General features: G+C 58.0%; 12 protein-coding genes and 2 pseudogenes. 3 read left to right on the plus strand and 11 right to left on the minus strand.

Going from position 1 to position 17,915, the window contains the following annotated elements; translation table 11 throughout:
- A pseudogene (locus ALO80_RS25500) lies at positions 1 to 2,146 on the plus strand (type III effector); the annotation flags it as partial.
- 148 nt (positions 2,147 to 2,294) lie between these two features.
- Here the strand turns inward: ALO80_RS25500 and ALO80_RS25505 are convergent.
- The 6 genes from ALO80_RS25505 to ALO80_RS25530 all read right to left on the minus strand — a co-directional run bounded on the left by ALO80_RS25505 (position 2,295) and on the right by ALO80_RS25530 (position 9,137).
- Positions 2,295 to 3,287: a LacI family DNA-binding transcriptional regulator gene (locus ALO80_RS25505; protein WP_055010986.1), complete on the minus strand. Its 993-nt coding sequence runs from the start codon at positions 3,285 to 3,287 to the stop codon at positions 2,295 to 2,297.
- Between the two features lie 80 nt (positions 3,288 to 3,367).
- A complete protein-coding gene (locus tag ALO80_RS25510; RefSeq protein ID WP_055010987.1) occupies positions 3,368 to 4,870 on the minus strand; it encodes a glycoside hydrolase family 32 protein in 1,503 nt (500 codons plus the stop codon).
- On the minus strand, positions 4,867 to 6,012 hold the full coding sequence (locus tag ALO80_RS25515; RefSeq protein WP_174518976.1) for an ABC transporter ATP-binding protein: 1,146 nt from the start codon (positions 6,010 to 6,012) through the stop codon (positions 4,867 to 4,869). The genes ALO80_RS25510 and ALO80_RS25515 overlap by 4 nt, the downstream gene beginning before the upstream one ends.
- A gap of 27 nt (positions 6,013 to 6,039) precedes the next feature.
- Positions 6,040 to 6,882 (minus strand): carbohydrate ABC transporter permease, encoded by an 843-nt coding sequence (locus tag ALO80_RS25520; protein ID WP_055010989.1) that lies wholly within the window; start codon positions 6,880 to 6,882, stop codon positions 6,040 to 6,042.
- Positions 6,879 to 7,841, minus strand: coding sequence for a carbohydrate ABC transporter permease (locus tag ALO80_RS25525; RefSeq protein WP_055010990.1), 963 nt, complete (start codon positions 7,839 to 7,841; stop codon positions 6,879 to 6,881). The genes ALO80_RS25520 and ALO80_RS25525 overlap by 4 nt, the downstream gene beginning before the upstream one ends.
- Positions 7,842 to 7,862: 21 nt before the next feature.
- Positions 7,863 to 9,137, minus strand: coding sequence for an ABC transporter substrate-binding protein (locus ALO80_RS25530; protein ID WP_055010991.1), 1,275 nt, complete (start codon positions 9,135 to 9,137; stop codon positions 7,863 to 7,865).
- A gap of 166 nt (positions 9,138 to 9,303) precedes the next feature.
- Here ALO80_RS25530 and ALO80_RS25535 point away from each other — a divergent pair, with 166 nt between their 5' ends.
- The gene (locus ALO80_RS25535) at positions 9,304 to 10,881 is read left to right on the plus strand and encodes a carbohydrate porin (RefSeq protein ID WP_055010992.1); all 1,578 of its coding nucleotides are present in this window, start codon (positions 9,304 to 9,306) and stop codon (positions 10,879 to 10,881) included.
- Between the two features lie 629 nt (positions 10,882 to 11,510).
- Here the strand turns inward: ALO80_RS25535 and ALO80_RS30120 are convergent.
- Both ALO80_RS30120 and ALO80_RS25540 read right to left on the minus strand, forming a co-directional pair.
- Positions 11,511 to 11,600 (minus strand): annotated as a pseudogene (locus ALO80_RS30120) (DUF4177 domain-containing protein); the annotation flags it as partial.
- A 9-nt stretch (positions 11,601 to 11,609) separates the two neighbouring features.
- Positions 11,610 to 13,073 carry a UvrD-helicase domain-containing protein gene (locus ALO80_RS25540; RefSeq protein WP_055010993.1) on the minus strand — a complete coding sequence of 488 codons (1,464 nt, stop codon included), beginning with the start codon at positions 13,071 to 13,073 and terminating at the stop codon, positions 11,610 to 11,612.
- A 130-nt stretch (positions 13,074 to 13,203) separates the two neighbouring features.
- Between ALO80_RS25540 and ALO80_RS25545 the strand changes: the two genes are divergently transcribed.
- Positions 13,204 to 14,229, plus strand: coding sequence for an IS110 family RNA-guided transposase (locus ALO80_RS25545; RefSeq protein WP_055010994.1), 1,026 nt, complete (start codon positions 13,204 to 13,206; stop codon positions 14,227 to 14,229).
- 262 nt (positions 14,230 to 14,491) lie between these two features.
- Here the strand turns inward: ALO80_RS25545 and ALO80_RS25550 are convergent, their stop codons facing one another.
- Genes ALO80_RS25550 through ALO80_RS25560 form a run of 3 tightly spaced genes read right to left on the minus strand, consistent with a single transcriptional unit; the run spans position 14,492 to position 17,913 of the window.
- A complete protein-coding gene (locus ALO80_RS25550) occupies positions 14,492 to 15,241 on the minus strand; it encodes a TIGR03747 family integrating conjugative element membrane protein (RefSeq protein ID WP_055010995.1) in 750 nt (249 codons plus the stop codon).
- Positions 15,242 to 15,280: 39 nt separating this feature from the next.
- Entirely contained in the window at positions 15,281 to 17,440 is a 2,160-nt protein-coding gene (gene traD / locus ALO80_RS25555) for a type IV conjugative transfer system coupling protein TraD (protein ID WP_055010996.1), read from the minus strand.
- Between the two features lie 11 nt (positions 17,441 to 17,451).
- The gene (locus ALO80_RS25560; RefSeq protein ID WP_055010997.1) at positions 17,452 to 17,913 is read right to left on the minus strand and encodes an integrating conjugative element protein; all 462 of its coding nucleotides are present in this window, start codon (positions 17,911 to 17,913) and stop codon (positions 17,452 to 17,454) included.
- Positions 17,914 to 17,915: the final 2 nt, after the last annotated feature.

Below are 17,915 nucleotides of genomic sequence, written 5' to 3' on the forward strand. Positions count from 1 at the left end.
CCGACGCAGTACTGCGTCGGGGGCACTGTCGGTAGGCGCGACGGCTCAGGCTGGCGCGCACTGGGGGCAAATGGAGTTGCACCTGGATCATGCCTGGGCAGAGATTATCGGCCTGGAATTTCAGGGCCGCACGGATTTCAATCTGGAGTTCAACAGCAACCTGAATCTGGGAGGCGCGCTATCTTCAGCGCTCGGCGATCGCCCCCAAAAGTTGATAAATGCGTCTACTGGAAACGGTAACCTGCAGCTCGCCGGCATCCGCGTTGCGTCAAGCGATGTGCAACTGCCGACCGATGGCATGGTAGACGATAAGCGCCGCGGCCCGTTCCTGTCGACGGCCAGCTATAAACGCACCTTCGATACGCAAGTCGCCAAGCCCATTACGGGCGACGAGTGGAGCCAGATGCGTCAGCGCCTGGCCAGCGCCTTTCCTGACAATATCGGGGAGTTGGGTGCGCTCGCTTATTCGACCAGCCCCAGCGAGCGTATCGCGACAATCAATCAGGTGATTGACCGTATACAAGGTTCGAAGGCGCGTAACGTGGAAGCCGGTGGTGCCCTGGATGGAAATGCATTGCGCCGTCAGCGCCTTGATGCGGCCCGAGAGATGTCGAACGCAGGCAACAGTGTGTGGCAGGCGAGCTCCGAAATTGATCGCGCCTCGGTAGTGGAGATGCTGCATCAATTGCGTCAGCAGGAACAAAGCGCCGTCCAGCATCATGCCCGCGCAATTCCCGGCGCGCGGGTGGAGTTCAACTTGTTCGGGCGTGAATCGCTGGAAACCGTAGTCTTTCACGCCATCGGCCATATAGGGCTTGGCAGCAAACTGAACGACGTGGCGGAACTGCGTCGCAAAACACCTGGCCTCGATCAGGTTATGCGCTGTTTCCAGTCGTTGCCCAACATCAATCAGGTGCGATACGTGTTCGAGATGCGTCCGCAGGCGAGGTTCGCCATCAATGACGCGCTACTGGCGCGTGAGCAGCAGGCGTCGGCACGTGCGCTGGGTTTGCCGGGCTCCCCAGCAAGCGAACTGAATTGGCGCGGCGTTCTGGACAAGATCAAAAACACACCTGATCTGTATCGGCTGGCGGCGATCGCCGTACATAACACCGATGAAAACCCCGTGACTTCAAGAATAGGGCTGCCGCTGCTGAACGTTTCGGCCACTGGCGCGACATCGCATCAGTTGTTCGAAGCGGAAATCCAGTTCCGATACGGTCTTTATGACGGTTTGCAAGGTATTGAGGTGCTAGAAGCCGGAAGCAGAGCGCTGCAGTCGCCGTTACGGGCATTACAGCAATCCGGTATTCAGGCTCTGGGGCAGAGAACCCAGGCCGGGGATGTTCCGTATGGCCCTCCGTCGCCGCGTAAAGAGGCGACGATGCGCACCGCCGGGGAGGCTACTGCGCTGACAACGAATGACGTATGGCGACAACTTGACGGCAAAATTCAGCGAATGAATTCGGCGCATGAACGTGAGGCGAATGCTATCGGTTCGTTCCAGCATGCTTATGGGACGGTGTCCGCGCATGTAGACAGACTGCTTTTGCGCATTCCTGAATTGTCAGCGCCTGAAATTGATGACCGCAACGCCGATGGAGAAAGTGTGCGGGGTGCATTTGCGTCGCTCAAACGAAATCATCAGGCACTGGATGAAGCTGTAAAGGCCATGCGCCAAGCTAGCGAAATGGTGTACTCGATACCCGGCGAACGGACCAGGCAGACGGAAACTTCGGCTTTGGCCCATGTGCTCAGTGTTGAAAAAAGTCGGCGTTCGCTCGGACATGCCATGGAAATATTGGCTGGCAGAGGGGTGGAAGCTGGCATGGCAACAGGACTTGAACTTAACAGGGTCTCATCGCAAGTCAACGCCTTAGTCGTTCGCCGCGACGAGTTGCTGACGCAACTTGAACGAGGTGCTCAGGACGGCGGTTCGAACAGCGAAGAGATGGCGATGGAGCTTCAACAGACCACATCATTGCTGCAGCAGCTGCGCGCCGACTTGCTCGGCGAGCGGCAAGCGATGGACGCTACTGCCAAGCGCCTGGATCAGGCAAACCGTGTTGCCCTCGAAGGTGAGCGCAGCTTCAGCGATGCCGTGCGTGATATGGCGTGGGGCGAACTCGATAATATGCCGCGGTAATCCCGTTACTCGCTGAAACAACAAAGGAAGCGACCTGAGGGTCGCTTTTTTTGGTGTTGTCGTTTGTCGTTCGCCAGGTTGAATCTCAACGCCCGGTATACCGGCAGTGAGTGCTCAGCGTTGATGCCTGATTATCCTGTGCAGTCGTTCATAACGATTCCCTGACCACCAGCGGACAATCCACTGGCTGGGCTCCCGAGACGTCGAGGCTTTCTATCAAGTGCCGGGCAGCATTGCGACCGATCTCGTAATACGGCAACTGCACCGTGGTCAGCGCAGGCATGAACAGCTCGGCAATGCCGATCATGTTGTCGTAACCGAGCACGGCGACATCGCCGGGAATTTTCAGGCCCCGGCCCAGCAGCAACTGATAGGCACAGAAGGCAATGCGGTCATTGCCGCAGATCAGAATGTCGAACTGCGGACGGTCATCCGTCATATGCCGGGCAAGAATGGCGGCGGTTTCCCAATAGGCGTCATGCTCGGACAGGTTGTATTGCAAGAGTTCGTCGCGAGCCAGACCGAATGCCTCGCAGGCACGCTGCATACCCGCCTGGCGGATTTCCCAGGCTAGGCTCAGTTTTGGCAGGTTGATGAACAGCGGGCGTCGATAGCCCTTGCTGAACGCGTGGTGCAAGGCACGGTACTGACCCATTTCGTCGTCCGGCACATAACTGACAAGGCTGCTGTCATCGGCTACGCAGTTGGCGAGTACCAGCGGTTTGCTCTTCAAGCGCTGCGGGATACTCACTTTGCGTAAGCCCATGGCGCTGAAGATCAACCCGTCGGGGCGATGTGAGAGCATCAGGTCAATGTTCTGGTCGGTGGGCGGGTTACTCAGCAGGTTGAGGATAAATACGTTCCAGCCTGCCTGCTGCGCGGTCTGTTCGATGGACAGCAGCAGCTCGACCGCAAAAGGCGTCGTTGCGGTGTCCAGGGCGAATACGCCGATGGTCCGGGTCTGCAGGTTGTCGCCGCGAATCCGGCGAGCCGACAGGCTGGGTACGAATTGAAGCTCATCAATCGCGTTGCGCACCCGATGATAAGTCTCGGGGCTCAGCTTTCCCGGATCATTGAGCGCCCGAGATACCGTCATCAGAGACACACCGGCCAGTTTTGCAACGTCTTTAACTGAGGTCATGCGGGTCGGGGCCTGTCGGGTTGACTGATGATTATCATGCTACAGAGAGCTGATTTTTTTCGCGACTTCAACGATTTACCTTACAGGTATCCGGAGGAGAGCTGCCATGCGTTGGCAATGCAGACTCGGCCTCCTGTGCCGTTGGCAACAAGCTTGACCCCCAGGCTGTCTGTCTGTGGATAAAGGCGGCTGCTGAAGCTGAAACTGCCGTTTTGCTCGAACACCTCAATGGACGAGCGATCAAGGAAGATCCGCAGTTCAAGCTGATTCTGTTGTGAATCTATCGCTACGCTGCGCTGACCGCTGACGTGGGTGCCCGACTGAGTACGGTCGAGGATCAAACGTTTTAGCGACGCATCGTAGTAAAGCAGGGTCTGCTCCTGGCCATCCGGACTGCAGCGCAATGCCACGCCCAAGTGGCCTTCAATGCAGTCGAGCAGGTCCAGCTGCACGTGGATTTCCAGCATGTCGCCGTGTATGTCGGTCAGCCACTGGCTACCCGCGTCGCTCCACCAGGCAGTGCCTGGCAAGGCTGCGTTGCGCAGCGCTGTCAGTTCGCGTGCGGGCTGCACGCAAAGGCGATCGGCGCGCACTTCAAGTTCTCGCGGCAGGCCGAGCATGCCGCGCCAGTGATGCGTCTCGGTGGGTGTCGGGCTTTCCCACATGTCGATCCACGCCAACAGCAGACGTCTGCCATCTGCCGCCACCAGCGTCTGCGCCGCATAGAAGTCGTGGCCGCTGTCCAGCTCGATAAAAGGCCCGCCGGTGAACTGCCATTGACTGTCGACCTGGCCCACTCGATAGCCGGTGTGGAACCTGTTCAGTCGCTCGTAGCGCTGTGCCGGCATGCCCTGGGGGGAGTAAAGCAGTACGTCGCGTTCATTGAGGCCAAACAGGTCCGGGCATTCCCACATATAGCCGTCGCCGTCGTCGCCTGAGAACACATAGCTGACGAATTCCCACGCGTGCAGGTCCTTGGATCGATAGAGCGGCAGCAGCGGTTTGTCGCCCAGGCGCGCGCCGGCAATCAGGTACCAGTGGCCATCCTGTCGCCAGACTTTCGGGTCGCGGAAATGAATCATCTCGTCTTGCGGCGGGGTGTCGATAACGGCCCCGTGTTTGACGAAACTGATGCCATCGGTGCTGGTGGCCAGGCACTGCACCTGACGGATAAAACGCTCGTCGCCCACGTCTCCCAGCCATGTGTGCCCGGTGTAGATCAGCGCCAGGGTGTCGCCATACACCACTGCACTGCCGGAAAAACAACCGTCCCGGTCGAAGTCATCACCGGGTGCCAGGGCAATGGGCAGGTGTTGCCAATGGACCAGATCGGCACTCTTTGCATGGCCCCAGTACATCGGGCCCCATTTCGCGTCGAACGGGTGGTGTTGATAGAACGCATGATATTCGCCACGAAAGAACACCACCCCGTTGGGGTCATTCATCCAGCCTGCCGGCGGGGCCAGGTGGTAACCGGGCCGATAATCGTGGATGAGCTGCGACAGGCCCTCTTCCAGCGCATGGTGCGCGCGTTCGAGGGCGGGGGACATCGGGTTGCTCATGGCATTCACGGAAAAACTCATAGGGTGCCTGCTTGTACAAGGTGCGGTGTGGTGCAGGGTGTCAGGTGTTGACTGGCGTCTGTGTGGCGCTTCAGGGCCAGGCCATCGGCGTCGAACAGGTGCAGGTTGCTGTCGTCGAATTGCAGCGCGACCTGGTCACCCACCTGCCAGCCAGCCTTGGCATCGCAGCGACAAATCAAGGGCTCGCTCGCGCCGGTAGCCAGGTGCACATAGACCTCGCTGCCCAGGTATTCGACACCGGATACCGTGACGCCAACGCCGTTGTTCGCAGCATTGAGGGTGATGTGCTCCGGGCGCACACCCAAGGTCAGTTGCGCATCCTCGGTCAGATTCGAGCTGTCGAAGGGCAAGGATTTCATGCCCAGTGCCGGGATATCGATCAGGCTGCTGCGACCCGGTGCCTGCAAGCTCACTGGCAGAAAATTCATTCTTGGCGAGCCCAGAAAACCGGCGACGAAGAGGCTGGCAGGACGCTCGTAGAGTTCGCGTGGTGAGCCGACCTGTTCGACCTGACCGCCGTTGAGTACGACAATCTTGTCCGCCAGGGTCATCGCCTCTACCTGATCGTGGGTGACGTAGATCATCGTCGAGCCCAGCCGCTTGTGGAGGCGGGCGATTTCGTTGCGCATCTGTACCCGCAACGAGGCATCCAGGTTGGAAAGCGGTTCATCGAACAACAGGATGTCCGGTTCCCGCGCCATGGCTCGGCCCATGGCCACACGCTGGCGCTGCCCGCCGGACAGTTCCTTGGGCTTGCGCTGCAGCAGTTTGTCCAGTTGCAGGATCTGCGCGGTTTTCAGCACGCGTTCGCGCAGGCTGCTTTTTTCCGTCTTGGCCAGCTTGAGGCCGAAACTGATGTTGTCGTAGACGCTCATGTGCGGGTATAGGGCGTAGGACTGAAAGACCATACCGACACCACGCTCGCGTGGTTCCAGGTCATTGACCCGTCGTCCGTCGATCAGCAGGTCGCCAGCACAGATCGAATCCAGGCCGGCGATCAAGCGCAGCAGCGTCGACTTTCCGCAGCCCGACGGGCCGACGAACACAACGAACTCACCGGCAGCGATCTCCAGGCTGACGTCGCGCAGAATACGCGTGCCGCCCAATTGCTTGTTGATGTTGTCTAGCTTCAATTTCATCACGATGCTGTTCCTTGTCAGTTGTGTGCATCAACCTTTCAACGCGCCGGCGGTGAGGCCGGAAACGATGCGGCGCCGGAAGATCAGCACCAGAATCACCAGTGGCACGGTCACCAGCACCGACGCCGCCATCAACAGGCCCCAGGGCAATTCGTGGGAGCTGCCACCCGAAATCAGGGCGATGGCGACCGGGACCGTTCGCTGGGCGTCTGTCAGGGTGAAGGTCAGGGCAAACAGGAACTCGTTCCACGCGGCAATGAACGCCAGCAGGCCGGTCGTGACCAGGGCGGGCCACAGCAGCGGCAACAGCACGCGGGTCAGCGTGACCCAGGGCGATGCGCCATCCATGATTGCCGCTTCTTCCAGTTCATGCGGCAGTTGCCCCATGAACGTGGTCAGCACCCAGACGGTGAAGGGCAGGGTGAAAATCGTGTAGCTCAGGATCAGCGCCCATGAGGTGTTGTACAGACCCAGTGCGCGGATCACTTCAAACAGTCCCGACAGCACCGCGACCTGAGGAAACATGGAGACGCCGAGCACCATCATCAGCACCGTGCCGCGCCCTCGGAACTTGACTCTGCCCAAGGCATAGGACGCCGTCAGGCCGAGGAACAGCGCCAGCATCACTACACTCAGCGCAACCACCAGTGAGTTGGCGATGGCCTGCAGGAATGAAGCCTGGCTGAGGACCGCTGCGTAATTGGAGAAGTCGGCTTCGGTGATCCAGTAGCTCACTTCAAATAAGGCGCTGGACGGTTTCAGCGAGGTCAGGGCGGCGTAATAGAAAGGGAAGATCGCGTACAGCAGCACGACCCCGACCAGGCCCCAGAAGGCCAGGCGCAGCAGCGCTTTCTTCAGTGGGCGCAGGTTCATGAGCGCACCTCCAGCTGGCGACGTCCGAGGTACAGGTAAAGCATGGCAATCACCGCCACGATCAGAAAAAGCAGGGTGGAGGCGGCGCTGCCGTAGCCGACGTCCTGGAACTCCACCAGGTGCTGGCGGGCATAGACCGACATGCTCATGGTGCTCGAAGAGTTGGAGGTCAGTACGTATATGACGTCGAAGACCCGCAATGAGTCGAGGATGCGAAAGATCGCCGCGACCAGTAAGGCCGGCATCAGCAGCGGCAAGGTCACACGCCAGAACACCCGCACCGGATGAATGCCGTCGACCCTGGCGGCTTCGTAGCAATCGCACGGTAGCATTTGCAGGGCCGCCAGCATCAGCAGGGTGACGAAGGGTACGGTCTTCCAGACGTCGACGATGATGACGGCCCACATTGACAGGTCTGCATCTGCTGTCCAGGCCAGAGGCGCGTCAATCAAGCCAATGTTCAGCATCAGGTGGTTGATGATGCCGAACTGGTCATTGAGCATCCATGACCAGATCTTCGCCGAGACAATAGTCGGAATCGCCCAAGGGATCAGAATCAATGCACGGACCAGCGCGCGGCCGGTGAACTTGACGTTTAGCAGCAACGCGACCAACAGCCCCAGGACCATTTCCAGACCTACCGACACCACAGTGAAATACAAGGTGTTGCGCACCGCGTTCCACCACTGCGGATCGACTAACACGCCTGACCAGATGGCACCGTCGTAGAACAGGTAGTTGCTCAGGCCGACGAATGAGCTGCTTTCGATGTCCGACAGGTCGGCATCAGTCAGGCTGAACCAGAATGTGCGTAGTAATGGCCAGGCCGCCACCAGCGTCAGGCACACCAGCATCGGCGTCAGAAACAGCCATGCAGCGCGTACCCTGCGACGTTGCACAGGCGTTTCCCGAGTCATGAGAACGTCGTCACGGGGGAAGTCGATAGAGGAGGAAGGCATGGTGATTTCCTTGCGTGTGGCTTACCAGTTGCGGCGTTTGATGCGCGTCAGTTCGGTTTCCAGCTCAAGCAGTGCCTGATCGACCGGCAAATCGCCCGCCAGCACGCTATGCACCCGGTCAAAGAACCCATTGGATACGCGTGGGTAGCCGCTGCCGGTGATGGCGGCGGGGCGCATCACCCCATTGGCGAGGATGCCGTGCAACTGGTTGTAGTAAGGCATTGCCGCGAGCAATTCGGGATCGTTATAAAGCGACTCGATCACCGGGTTGTAAGCGCCTGCCAGGGCGCGATGCTTTTGCTCTCGTGCGCTGGTCAGGTAAGCCACCAGCTCTGCCGCCAGCTTGGGGTTGGCGCTGTATCGCGAGACGGCCAGGCCCCAGCCTCCGAGTGTGGAGGCGTGGGTGCCGTTGGTTCCGCCGCGGGGCAGGGGGGCGATGCCGACCTTGCCTTTTACCGCGCTGTCCGGGCTCTGCACCAACGCCCAGACATAAGGCCAGTTGCGCATGAACAGTGCGTTCCCCGACTGGAATACGCCGCGCCCCTCTTCCTCGGTGTAGTTGAGTACGCCGCGCGGAGAAATGTCGCCCACCCAGCTTTTCGCCAGAGTCAGCGCGGCTTTCGAGGCCGTACTGTTCACCACAATGTCCCCTTTCGGGTTGATCAACCCGCCTTCCGGCTGGCTGCTGATCCATTCCAGGGCGTTGCACGTCAAGCCCTCATAGGCGCGCCCCTGGAAGACATAACCCCACATATTGGCGTTTCCTGCCTCGCGCTCGGCCTGTTGCACGTGCCTGGCGGTGGCCGTCATGTCCTCCCAGGTCTGGGGAACCGGCTTTTGGTACTTGTCGAGCAAATCCTTGCGGTAATACAGCAGCCCCGAGTCGGTGAACCAGGGCATCGTTACCAGTCGGCCGTCAACGGTGGCGTTGTCCACCTGAGCCTGGAAATAGCCCTGTGTGGCATCCGCTGGAAGTAGCTCGCGCAGATCCGTCAGGTGTTTGGCGAGCATGCCGGGCCACACCATGTCGATTTGAATGATGTCGATGTCGGTGGACTTGGTACTGAGAATTTGCTGATAGAACGACAGGCGCTCGGTTGCCGAGTTAGGCGTGGAGACCACTTGGACGTCATTGCCGGTCTGTTTCGACCAGGCATCAACAGCCTCTTTGCACAGTTGCAATTCTGCTCCGACGGCCCCGCACGAGATCGTCAGATTTGCTGCGTTGGACAGCGCAGAGAACCCCGCAGACAGAGTGAGAAGCGCCACAGGAAGAAGAGATTTCAGCTGTTTCATAGAGCCCTCTTTATTTTTGTTTTTATAAAAGTTAACGTTAACATCGTCAATGTAACAGCGTATTTTCGATGTGGCACCCTTTTTTCTTCGATTCGCACAATTCTGCGCTCAAGGAAAAAGCTCGGCCAACGTCACAAAAACAATAAAAACAAAACAGGAAGTCCACATGCAGAACGCATCAAGATGGGTACTCGCAGGCGTGCTCGGCACCTCGACGGCGGTCTCTCAGGCCGCGACTCTGGAAGAGCGGATGGCTACATTTGAAGCCCGTGCCAGCGCTGCTGAAAGGCGTGCAGCCGCAGCCGAACAGCAAACCCAGGCGCTCGCCAAGGAGCTGCAACAAATCAAACTTTCCAACCCTGTTTTGCAGCCTGCGGCGCCTGCTGTGGCCCCCACTGTGGCAGCCAGTCCAGCGCCTGCCCTGGATGATCGTGTTGCAAAACTCGAAGCCCGCCAATTGAGCATGGAGAAGCCAAGCGGTACCGGGCATCTCACCGACGGCTTCAGCTTCAAGGGCTACGCCCGTTCCGGCTTGTTGGTCAACGACGGGCTGGGCGGGGGGCGCGGCGGGCCTTATACGACCCCGGCGGGTTCAGTCGGCGGTGCGGTCGGGCGACTGGGTAATGAAGACGACACCTACATGCGCTTCGACCTGTCGAAAGAAACCTACGCGCAGAACGGCACGCGCTCCAAGTTCACCGTCTCCGTCGCCGATGGCGTTGAAAGCTATAACGACTGGACACCCACCGAAAGCAGCCTGAACGTGCGTCAGGTATTTACCGAACTCGACCACATCGCCGCCTTCAAGGGTAATTCAGTGTTCGAGAACTCCACCCTGTGGGTCGGCAAGCGCTTCGACAGGGATAATTTCGATATCCACTGGCTTGACTCGGACGTGGTCTTTCTGGCCGGGACCGGTGGCGGTATCTACGATGTGCAGATGACTAGGGACTGGCGCTCGAACTACTCCCTGATCGGACGTAACTACGGAGATTTCAGTGAGGGCGGCGTCGATGCCGATGTGGAAAGCTACATCCTGACCTCCAACCAATTCCTCGACAATGGTCAGTGGCAGTGGATGTTCAACGCCATCGGCGCAAAGAAAAACGACGTCGGTACGCGCACCAATCAAGCCGCTTTTGCGCCCGCAGACTCAGGCCTGCACACCATGCTGGCTAATCACCAGAAGGACTTTTTCGGTCGCGAAGGCTTCTTCAAGGCGGCGTTGCTCTATGGGCAGGGCCTGGGTGCACAGGTCAAGGATATCGGCGCGGATGGCGAACTGATCGACGACGCCCGCGCGGTGCGTCTGGCCATGTATGGCGAGACACCTATCGCGCCGGGATGGCGCATCGGCCCGAGCCTGCTGGCCGAGCAAAGCAAAGACCGCTACGTCAAAGGCGACGATTACCGCTGGCTCACGCTGAACATGCGCCTGGCCAACGAGATCAACAGCAACTTCGAGATGGCCTACGAGCTGAGTTGGCAAACCATGGACCTCGACCCCAAAGGCTACCTGCAACGCAATGCCGTCGACGGTAACTTCTGGAAGTTTACGGTGGCACCGACCTTCAAGCCGGACATGGGTGACCTGCTCACACGTCCCGAACTGCGAGTGTTCGCAAGCCTGATGAATTGGACTTCGGACCTGGACCGCTACAGCACGACTGGCAACTTCGGCAAAAGCGACTTCAATTCTGGTGGTGTATGGCAATACGGCATCCAGATGGAAACTTGGTTTTAGGTGTTATCGCTGATGCAGAATTGAGCCATCTGCCGACTTGGCGTTGCCCCATAAGTGTAACGACCTGCAATCGAAATGGCCTCGACCTGCAATCATCGCGTTTTTGGACCGGGATTGATTGCGTCTATCCGAGCCGGCAAACCGGGATTATTTGCGAATGAACCTGCATTCATCTGGTTCGACCAGCAATCGACCGTCATGAACCGGAATTATTTGCGAGTGACCACTCGCCGCTTCTGTCTCATTTAAGTATACCCTTGTGAGACGCGGGGCTGAGGCGCTTTTTGCGTCACAATAGGGTGGCTTTTCATTTTTGATATGATAAGTTCTCAGCTTCTAGAGCCGAAAGAGACAATCTTCCGGGAGTGTTCGTAAACCCTAGTGCCGCCTGGCTGGGCCGACGAAAATACCGTTTGCTGCACGCCAAAATCGGCTTTTTTCAGTCGCATTTAATCCTAGGCGGGCGCGCTCGATAGCAGGTCGAAGCGGATGAATGCAGGTTCATTTGCAGTCAATGCTGGTTTGCGGGGCCGCATAGGCGCAATCAATCCCGGTCCAAAAACGCGGTGATTGCAGGTCGGGGCCATTTCGATTGCAGGTCGTTACACTTAGCGTACGATTTTTTCCTTTTTCTCTATCGACCCCAACATCAGCACGCCGCTGGTAACGGTTTTGTAGGGGAGTGGGACGAAGGTCTGGGTGTATTCAAATGTGGTCATGGGTCACCCTCACTCTACGGCCGCAATGATTGATCGGTTGTCTTTAAAGCGCTGCATGATGTCGATCACCAGCGAATTGACCGCCAGAATCTTCATGGCCCGTGTGACAGCCACGTACAGAAGGTTCAGCTCATCGTCGCGTTTGCCGGCATCAATGTCAGGCGAGAGCGGATCCGCAGAAAAATCGTCATAAAGTCCTACGAAGTCCCACTCCAGACCTTTGGCTCTGTGCGCAGTGCTGAGGGTCACGGTGGCATCGAGCTCCGAGGTGATAGATGCAGCACGCAGTTGCTCGATTCGTTGAGGCAGGTCTGGGTAGTTTTCGATGATTTTGATCGAACGCAACATCTCAGGATCCTGCGTGGCCTTCGCGATCACGACATACTGGTCGTAATCGGCATAGTCAGTGAGCAATTTTCGCTGCTGGACCTGGTCCTTCATGTCCCGGCTGAAATAGAACAGGTCCTCCAGATCGCGCAAGGAATAGCTGTCGATACCTCCGATCCACTGCATGCGGTGGTTTTGGTTGACCAGACGCAGCGCGTTCTCGATCACACCGCTCACCGTGCGGTGCAGGTAGGTGCGGTGAGGTAGATCCTCCGGTAAGGCTCGTTTCACCAACGTGGGCTGTCCCAGACCTTGCAAGAGGATCTTTTCGCCCTTGAAGGACAGAATGACGTTGGCCACATAAGCCACTGCCGGCCCAAATCTGAAACTCTGAGTCAGAAAATGTTTCTCGGCATCCCTCATCGCTGAGCTGTTCAAAGCATCCACAGCGCCTCTGAACCGATACAACTGCTGATGTCGATCACCGACGGTCATTTGAATGATTGTTTGGATCTGGACCAGATTCGCGATGACTGGATTCACGTCCTGCCCTTCGTCGAGCAAAATCGCACCGAAACGCTGGCTCAGATCTGGCTGGCTCATCTGATAGAGCTTCAGATAGCCGTCGTGCGTCATGGAGGCTGAGCGGTCATGGATATTGACCATCTTGTTCCAAACGTCTCTGGTCAGATTCAGCGCTTTACTCATGTACTGCTGCTGGACCGAGGTCAGCGTGCGGTTGCTTTGGAACCGTACAAAGTGGTCCTCCAGCAGCTCCAGGTCCTTGCTGGCCATGAACGCATTGAGGGTCGAGACGATGTCCTTGGCCAGCTCCCAATCCTGGGTATTGATCGTCCTCGCGATGTCGGTCAAGCGCAGATTACCAGCCTGCTTGTGTTTGTACTGGCTGCCATAGACCGCGTAGGCAAGGCCGTGGGCCGTTTTGCAGGTCACATTACGTGGAAAGCGGTTCTTGGCTGCCATCTCAACGGCCTTGTTGTAGCAGAGGTACAGCATTTTGACCGACGCATTGTGCTTGGCGTATCCGACGAGCGTTGTTGTTTTCCCGGTACCGGCAAATGCCTGGACCAATAGCTTCTTCGCAGTCGAGTGGATCGCGGGCAGTTGTTCTTCTGTCCATTGCATGAAGGGCACCTAAAGGTAATGATATGAGCGCCTCCCTCATTACCCGCTCGGATTGATCCGGGTGAAGAGGCCAAGGCATTGAGCTAAGGTCTAGTGAATGAAGGTTTCCAACCACGCGGAGGAATGCACCATGCAACCCATGCCGGTCGGTATCGACATTGCTAAGCACATCATCCAGGTGCATTACGTGGATGACCAAACCGGAGAGGTGGTGAACAAGCCTCTCAAGCGTGATCGGTTCTTGGCGTACTTTGCCAACCGTCCGAGCTGTTTGATAGGGATGGAAGCCTGCGGAGGCGCGCATCATTGGGCTCGGCAACTGCTGGGCATGGGGCACCAGGTCAAACTGATGCCGGGTGCGTACGTTAAAGCCTTCAACCTGCCTCACAAGAATGACATGGCTGATGCCCAGGCTATCTGGCGTGCCGTGCAACAGCCGAGTCGTGCCGTGGCGGTCAAGAGTGAAACCCAACAAGCCATGCTCGCCTTGCACCGGATCCGCTCGCAGTTGCTCAAATGCAAGCAGATGCAGGGCAATGCCCTGCGTGGTTTGATCGCGGAGTATGGCGAAATCATCGGCAAAGGCCAGGCGGCACTCAATCGGAGGCTGCCGGAGATTTTGATCCTGTTGTCCGAGCGCTTGCCTGGGGCGCTGATCGATAGCTTGCGAGAGCAATGGCACGAGCTCGACCGACTTGAAGAACGAGTCGTCACTATCGAGCGGCGGATTCGCGAGTTGAGCCGCGCAGATGAGGCGGTCAAGGCGCTGGTCGCTATCCCAGGAGTGGGCTTGCTCACGGCGACGGCGACGGCCGCGGTGGCGGCGATGGGTGATCCACGCGCGTTTAGCTCGGGCCGCGAATTTGCCGCTTGGGCTGGCTTGGTGCCGCGACAGACCGGTACAGGGGGCAAAATCACCCTGCAGGGGATCAGCAAACAGGGTGACCGGTATTTGCGCAAATTGTTTATTAATGGTGCGCACAGTGTCATCCAGAATGCGAAAGATCCGGGGCCCTGGGTGAGGGAGCTGCAGAAGCGGCGGCCACTGAATGTGGCGGTGGTGGCCTTGGCCAACAAGATGGCGCGGACGATCTGGGCGGTCTTGGCGCATGACCGGCCCTATCAATGCCCTTGGACGGCAGTATCGGCACCGTGAGGGGATCAATTGAGGCAGGAAAGGTGAAGGGTAGACAGTAAACATCCACAGGTTGCGCAGGCAGCGTAGGTAATGGCAGCACAGGTCGGACCGGGACTCATCAAGCCTGAAAAAAATATCGAACCCTGAGTTCGCAAAGGTAATGAGGCGTGAGTCAGCGGAACTCATTAGGGCCCGCCGCTTCGGTGGCATTGAGGCCGGATATATAGCTGCAACCGTCTTGTCCGTCATCACATGCGTCCGCCTGGCAAATGGGAGGCGCTCATATATATTTTTTGAAACTGGACGCCGTGATGCTGACCGCCAGGCCCAGCAGTGCTGCGCACGGCAGGAGTACAAGCAGAGGGCTCACGCTGAAAGGCAGAGCCAGATAGAGGCTCCAGGGGATAATCACCAGCGGCCCCATCGTGGCGCGTGCCTTGTGATACAGGTAGCTGGACTCGCGGCCTGCGCCGAACCGTCGAAGATCCCGGCGTACCAGTCCGTCGACGAAGCCAACGAAAGCTGTCATCAAAAACAACGGAATCGCGAGTGTCAGAATCACCATGCGCACACAAAACACCAGCGTGGTGTAGAGTGCGGCAAGACCGTAGTCCTGAAACTTGCTGACTCCTACGCCGAGCATGTATCGCATGTCGAAGCCGCGAGGTGGCTGCCCACTCTGTGCATAGCCAGCAGTCCGCTGAACCCACTCCTGCAGTCCTGTCTTGACCACCAGCCAGTCATACGTGGTTTGAACCAGCCATGTCGCTGTTCTGCCTGGCTCTTGAACGACCACACTCTGTAGAAAACCTTTGGAGAGCCAACTGAGCTCATGATCGAGCATTGCGCGAGCATGCTGCCAGCCAGCCTCCGGCCAAAAAAAGTACATGCAGATCCATTCGACGATGATCGCACCGCCCAGAGAGAGGAACATCACGGCCGCGAACCGGAACGGCAGGGTGAAGAGAGACCCGATGAAGCTTTGTTCCTGGTCTTGTTGCTGTTTCGCGCGATCGGCAACGTCAGCCATATCAGATGCCCCCTTGCCGATCGCTCAACCCGCCGAGAGTCATGCCGCATCCTCAGGTGCAACAGCGATTTTTTTGAAGTCGTCGAGCAGATCTGCAGGCAGGGACTCGTTCAGAGTTTGATAACCGGGCGCTGACCACCAGCCCGTGTCGTCAACCTTGCCGACCTGATAGGTCTGACGCATGCTTTCAGCCAAGGCCTGCAGATCTGTCGGCATCTCCTCGTCAGGGTCATGGCCAGGCAGCGGCATTCGCACTTTCCAAAGGTTTCCACCTTCAATCAACGCGAAACATTGCCCCTTGGGCAGCCCGACCACATGCGCGGGCTCAATCATCGGGACGCTGACTTGCTGTACCTGGTCATGGCTGGCGGAGGTGAATGCGGTGGTTCCAGATGCAGAGTCCGTGGCCGAGCTGGCGGGCGTAGAGGTGAACACCTGAACCTTGGGCAACTGGTTGGTGAGCAGCTCGGCGGTGGACGTTTCACGTACGCGCAGCATGAACACGTTGTTGAAGTTACCGATCACCTGACCAGCCTTTGCCTTGTTACCAATCTTGGCCTCAATGTCACTCATGGTCTGGGTGTAGGCCGTGACCTGCATGCCGGCACCGCCGCCTTTGTTGATCATCGGGATGAATTCCTCCCCCATCAGTTCGTTGAACTCGTCAGCATGGAGATTGATAGGCACCTTGGTGCCAGGGACGCCGCCCGGTAACCCATCGTCAACGCCGAACTTGTAGATATGGCCTGCGACTGACACCAGGTCGGAGAACATCGAATTGCCGACTGCAGCGGCGACCTCCGTGTCCGACAAGGCATCCAGCCCGATGTAGACCACGGCCTTTTTGCGGACCACCTGCATCCAGTCGAAGATTGGTCTCGGATCGTTCACGTCCTGATAGTCAGGCGAGATCAGTTCCGCCATGCGCCCGGTTGTCAGCTTCTCAAGCAGCGGCAGTAGCGAGGCGACGATCTTGTCGAAATAGGTCTTGTCGTAGCGCACGGCACTGCGCAGTCCATCCATCACCGGATCTGCCACGCGAGTCTGTGACAGGTATTGGTCGATGGCCACTACCCGGAACGGCCGGCCCTTCATGTTGAAAGGGATGTTCTTGTCGTTGAGCTTGCCCTCGATAGCGACGATCGTCTCCCAAGCCTTTGGGTCGAACTCATCAAAGTATTTAGAGGCGTATTCTTGGAAGATCCCTTCGATGTTGATCACGTGCTGCTGGATCTGCAGGTAGTCAGGTCGACGACCTAAAGCGACAAGGGCTCTGGCGATGATGTTCACGAAACGCCAGGCGAATTCACGGAACGCTGCCGAGTTTCCTTCGCCGGAGAGCTGGCCTGCGATCCGGGTGGCCACTTCCGAGATCCGTCCGAAACGGCCAACGGCGTTGTAGCGTGCCGAGTGATCCGGCCAGCCCAGGTGGAACACGTAAAATTCATTCAGGCGTCCGGCGCGTTTGGCCTCGAGATACATGCGCTTGAGCAGATCGGCGTCGCCCTTCGGGTCGAAGACGATAACGACCTCATGCTGGCCGTGTTTTTTCCGCCGAATGTCTTGGGTGATGAACAATTCAGCCAGGCGCGTTTTTCCGACACGGGTGGTGCCCAGAACAATCGAATGGCCTACTCGCTCGCCCAAAGGGAGCGAAACGTTTTCCTCGAAGGGCTCAATGCCGTGCAGTCTTGGCATCCCGCCTACCGGGGGAAGCGGTCGCACAGGATTGATGGGCACGTCCCATGACGTGGCTCTGGCCAGAAGTCGGACAGGGTATGGAGCAAACTCCGCTCTTTCCTCAAAACGACGAGCGGCGCGGAACAGTGGGGTGGCTTCAACATAGCTGGCGTATTTGGGCAGGTAAGTGTCCATCAGCCGCTGGGTATGGCGCTGCTGCCAGCGAAAGCCAAGACCGATGAAGAGACGTTGATTGCTGACCGGCACTTCTTTACTGGTCATCGTGTAATGAGGCAGCCGACGGATGTTTCGGCGATAGCGTAGCACCTGCCATGCTTGTTTCAGGCGCACCATACCCAGAGCCAGAAAACCTGCGGAGGTCACGAGGCCGAATAGCGGAGTAAGCGCAAACGCCCAGGGAGCGAACACGCATAGGAATGCACCTGCAGCGCACACGTACACGGTGTACAGCTCTACGGCAGGTCTGAGCAGTGATTCAATGGCGTAATCGTGAGCCATAACCCGACCTCCTACTGCTCGATGGCGGTTGGGGTGATCAACACCGGATAGTGATTCAGGCCGAGTCGTTGAGAAAGCTCGTCACCCGATGCGGGGGACACGAGCGCGTCGGGCAGCCAACTCCTGACTACGGCAAGTCGTTCTTGTGTGACCACGTTGACTACCAGTCCTACTGCCTGCATCTGCTTCAGCACCGCACCGCGTTCTTGTAGCCATCGACGTGATGTTTCATCGTCCCCGATCAGGAACAAAGGCTGCAGGTCTGGCGCGTTGATGATCCGGCCCTGAACTGTCCCCGGAGTCATTCGAGTGGTGCGTACCGGCAATCCCTGTGCTGCTACAGGATCCAGTTGTGAGGTCAGGTCATTTGAAACAGAAGAGGAGGGCTCGGGATTGAGAGATCGATAGTAAGGCAGCGCTGAGTCACCACCGTTGTCTTCAATTACGGTGAGCTTAGCAGCTTGGCAGATCAAAA

This window comes from Pseudomonas caricapapayae (assembly GCF_001400735.1).
Classification (GTDB): domain Bacteria; phylum Pseudomonadota; class Gammaproteobacteria; order Pseudomonadales; family Pseudomonadaceae; genus Aquipseudomonas; species Aquipseudomonas caricapapayae.

Excerpts from the sequence above, each read along its gene's own strand:
- traD (WP_055010996.1), bottom strand. The coding sequence starts at position 17,440 with ATGGCTCACGATTACGCCATTGAATCACTGCTCAGACCTGCCGTAGAG.
- ALO80_RS25510 (WP_055010987.1), bottom strand. The coding sequence starts at position 4,870 with ATGAGTTTTTCCGTGAATGCCATGAGCAACCCGATGTCCCCCGCCCTC.
- ALO80_RS25520 (WP_055010989.1), bottom strand. The coding sequence starts at position 6,882 with ATGAACCTGCGCCCACTGAAGAAAGCGCTGCTGCGCCTGGCCTTCTGG.
- ALO80_RS25505 (WP_055010986.1), bottom strand. The coding sequence starts at position 3,287 with ATGACCTCAGTTAAAGACGTTGCAAAACTGGCCGGTGTGTCTCTGATG.
- ALO80_RS25535 (WP_055010992.1), top strand. The coding sequence starts at position 9,304 with ATGCAGAACGCATCAAGATGGGTACTCGCAGGCGTGCTCGGCACCTCG.
- ALO80_RS25525 (WP_055010990.1), bottom strand. The coding sequence starts at position 7,841 with ATGCCTTCCTCCTCTATCGACTTCCCCCGTGACGACGTTCTCATGACT.
- ALO80_RS25540 (WP_055010993.1), bottom strand. The coding sequence starts at position 13,073 with ATGCAATGGACAGAAGAACAACTGCCCGCGATCCACTCGACTGCGAAG.
- ALO80_RS25550 (WP_055010995.1), bottom strand. The coding sequence starts at position 15,241 with ATGGCTGACGTTGCCGATCGCGCGAAACAGCAACAAGACCAGGAACAA.
- ALO80_RS25530 (WP_055010991.1), bottom strand. The coding sequence starts at position 9,137 with ATGAAACAGCTGAAATCTCTTCTTCCTGTGGCGCTTCTCACTCTGTCT.
- ALO80_RS25545 (WP_055010994.1), top strand. The coding sequence starts at position 13,204 with ATGCAACCCATGCCGGTCGGTATCGACATTGCTAAGCACATCATCCAG.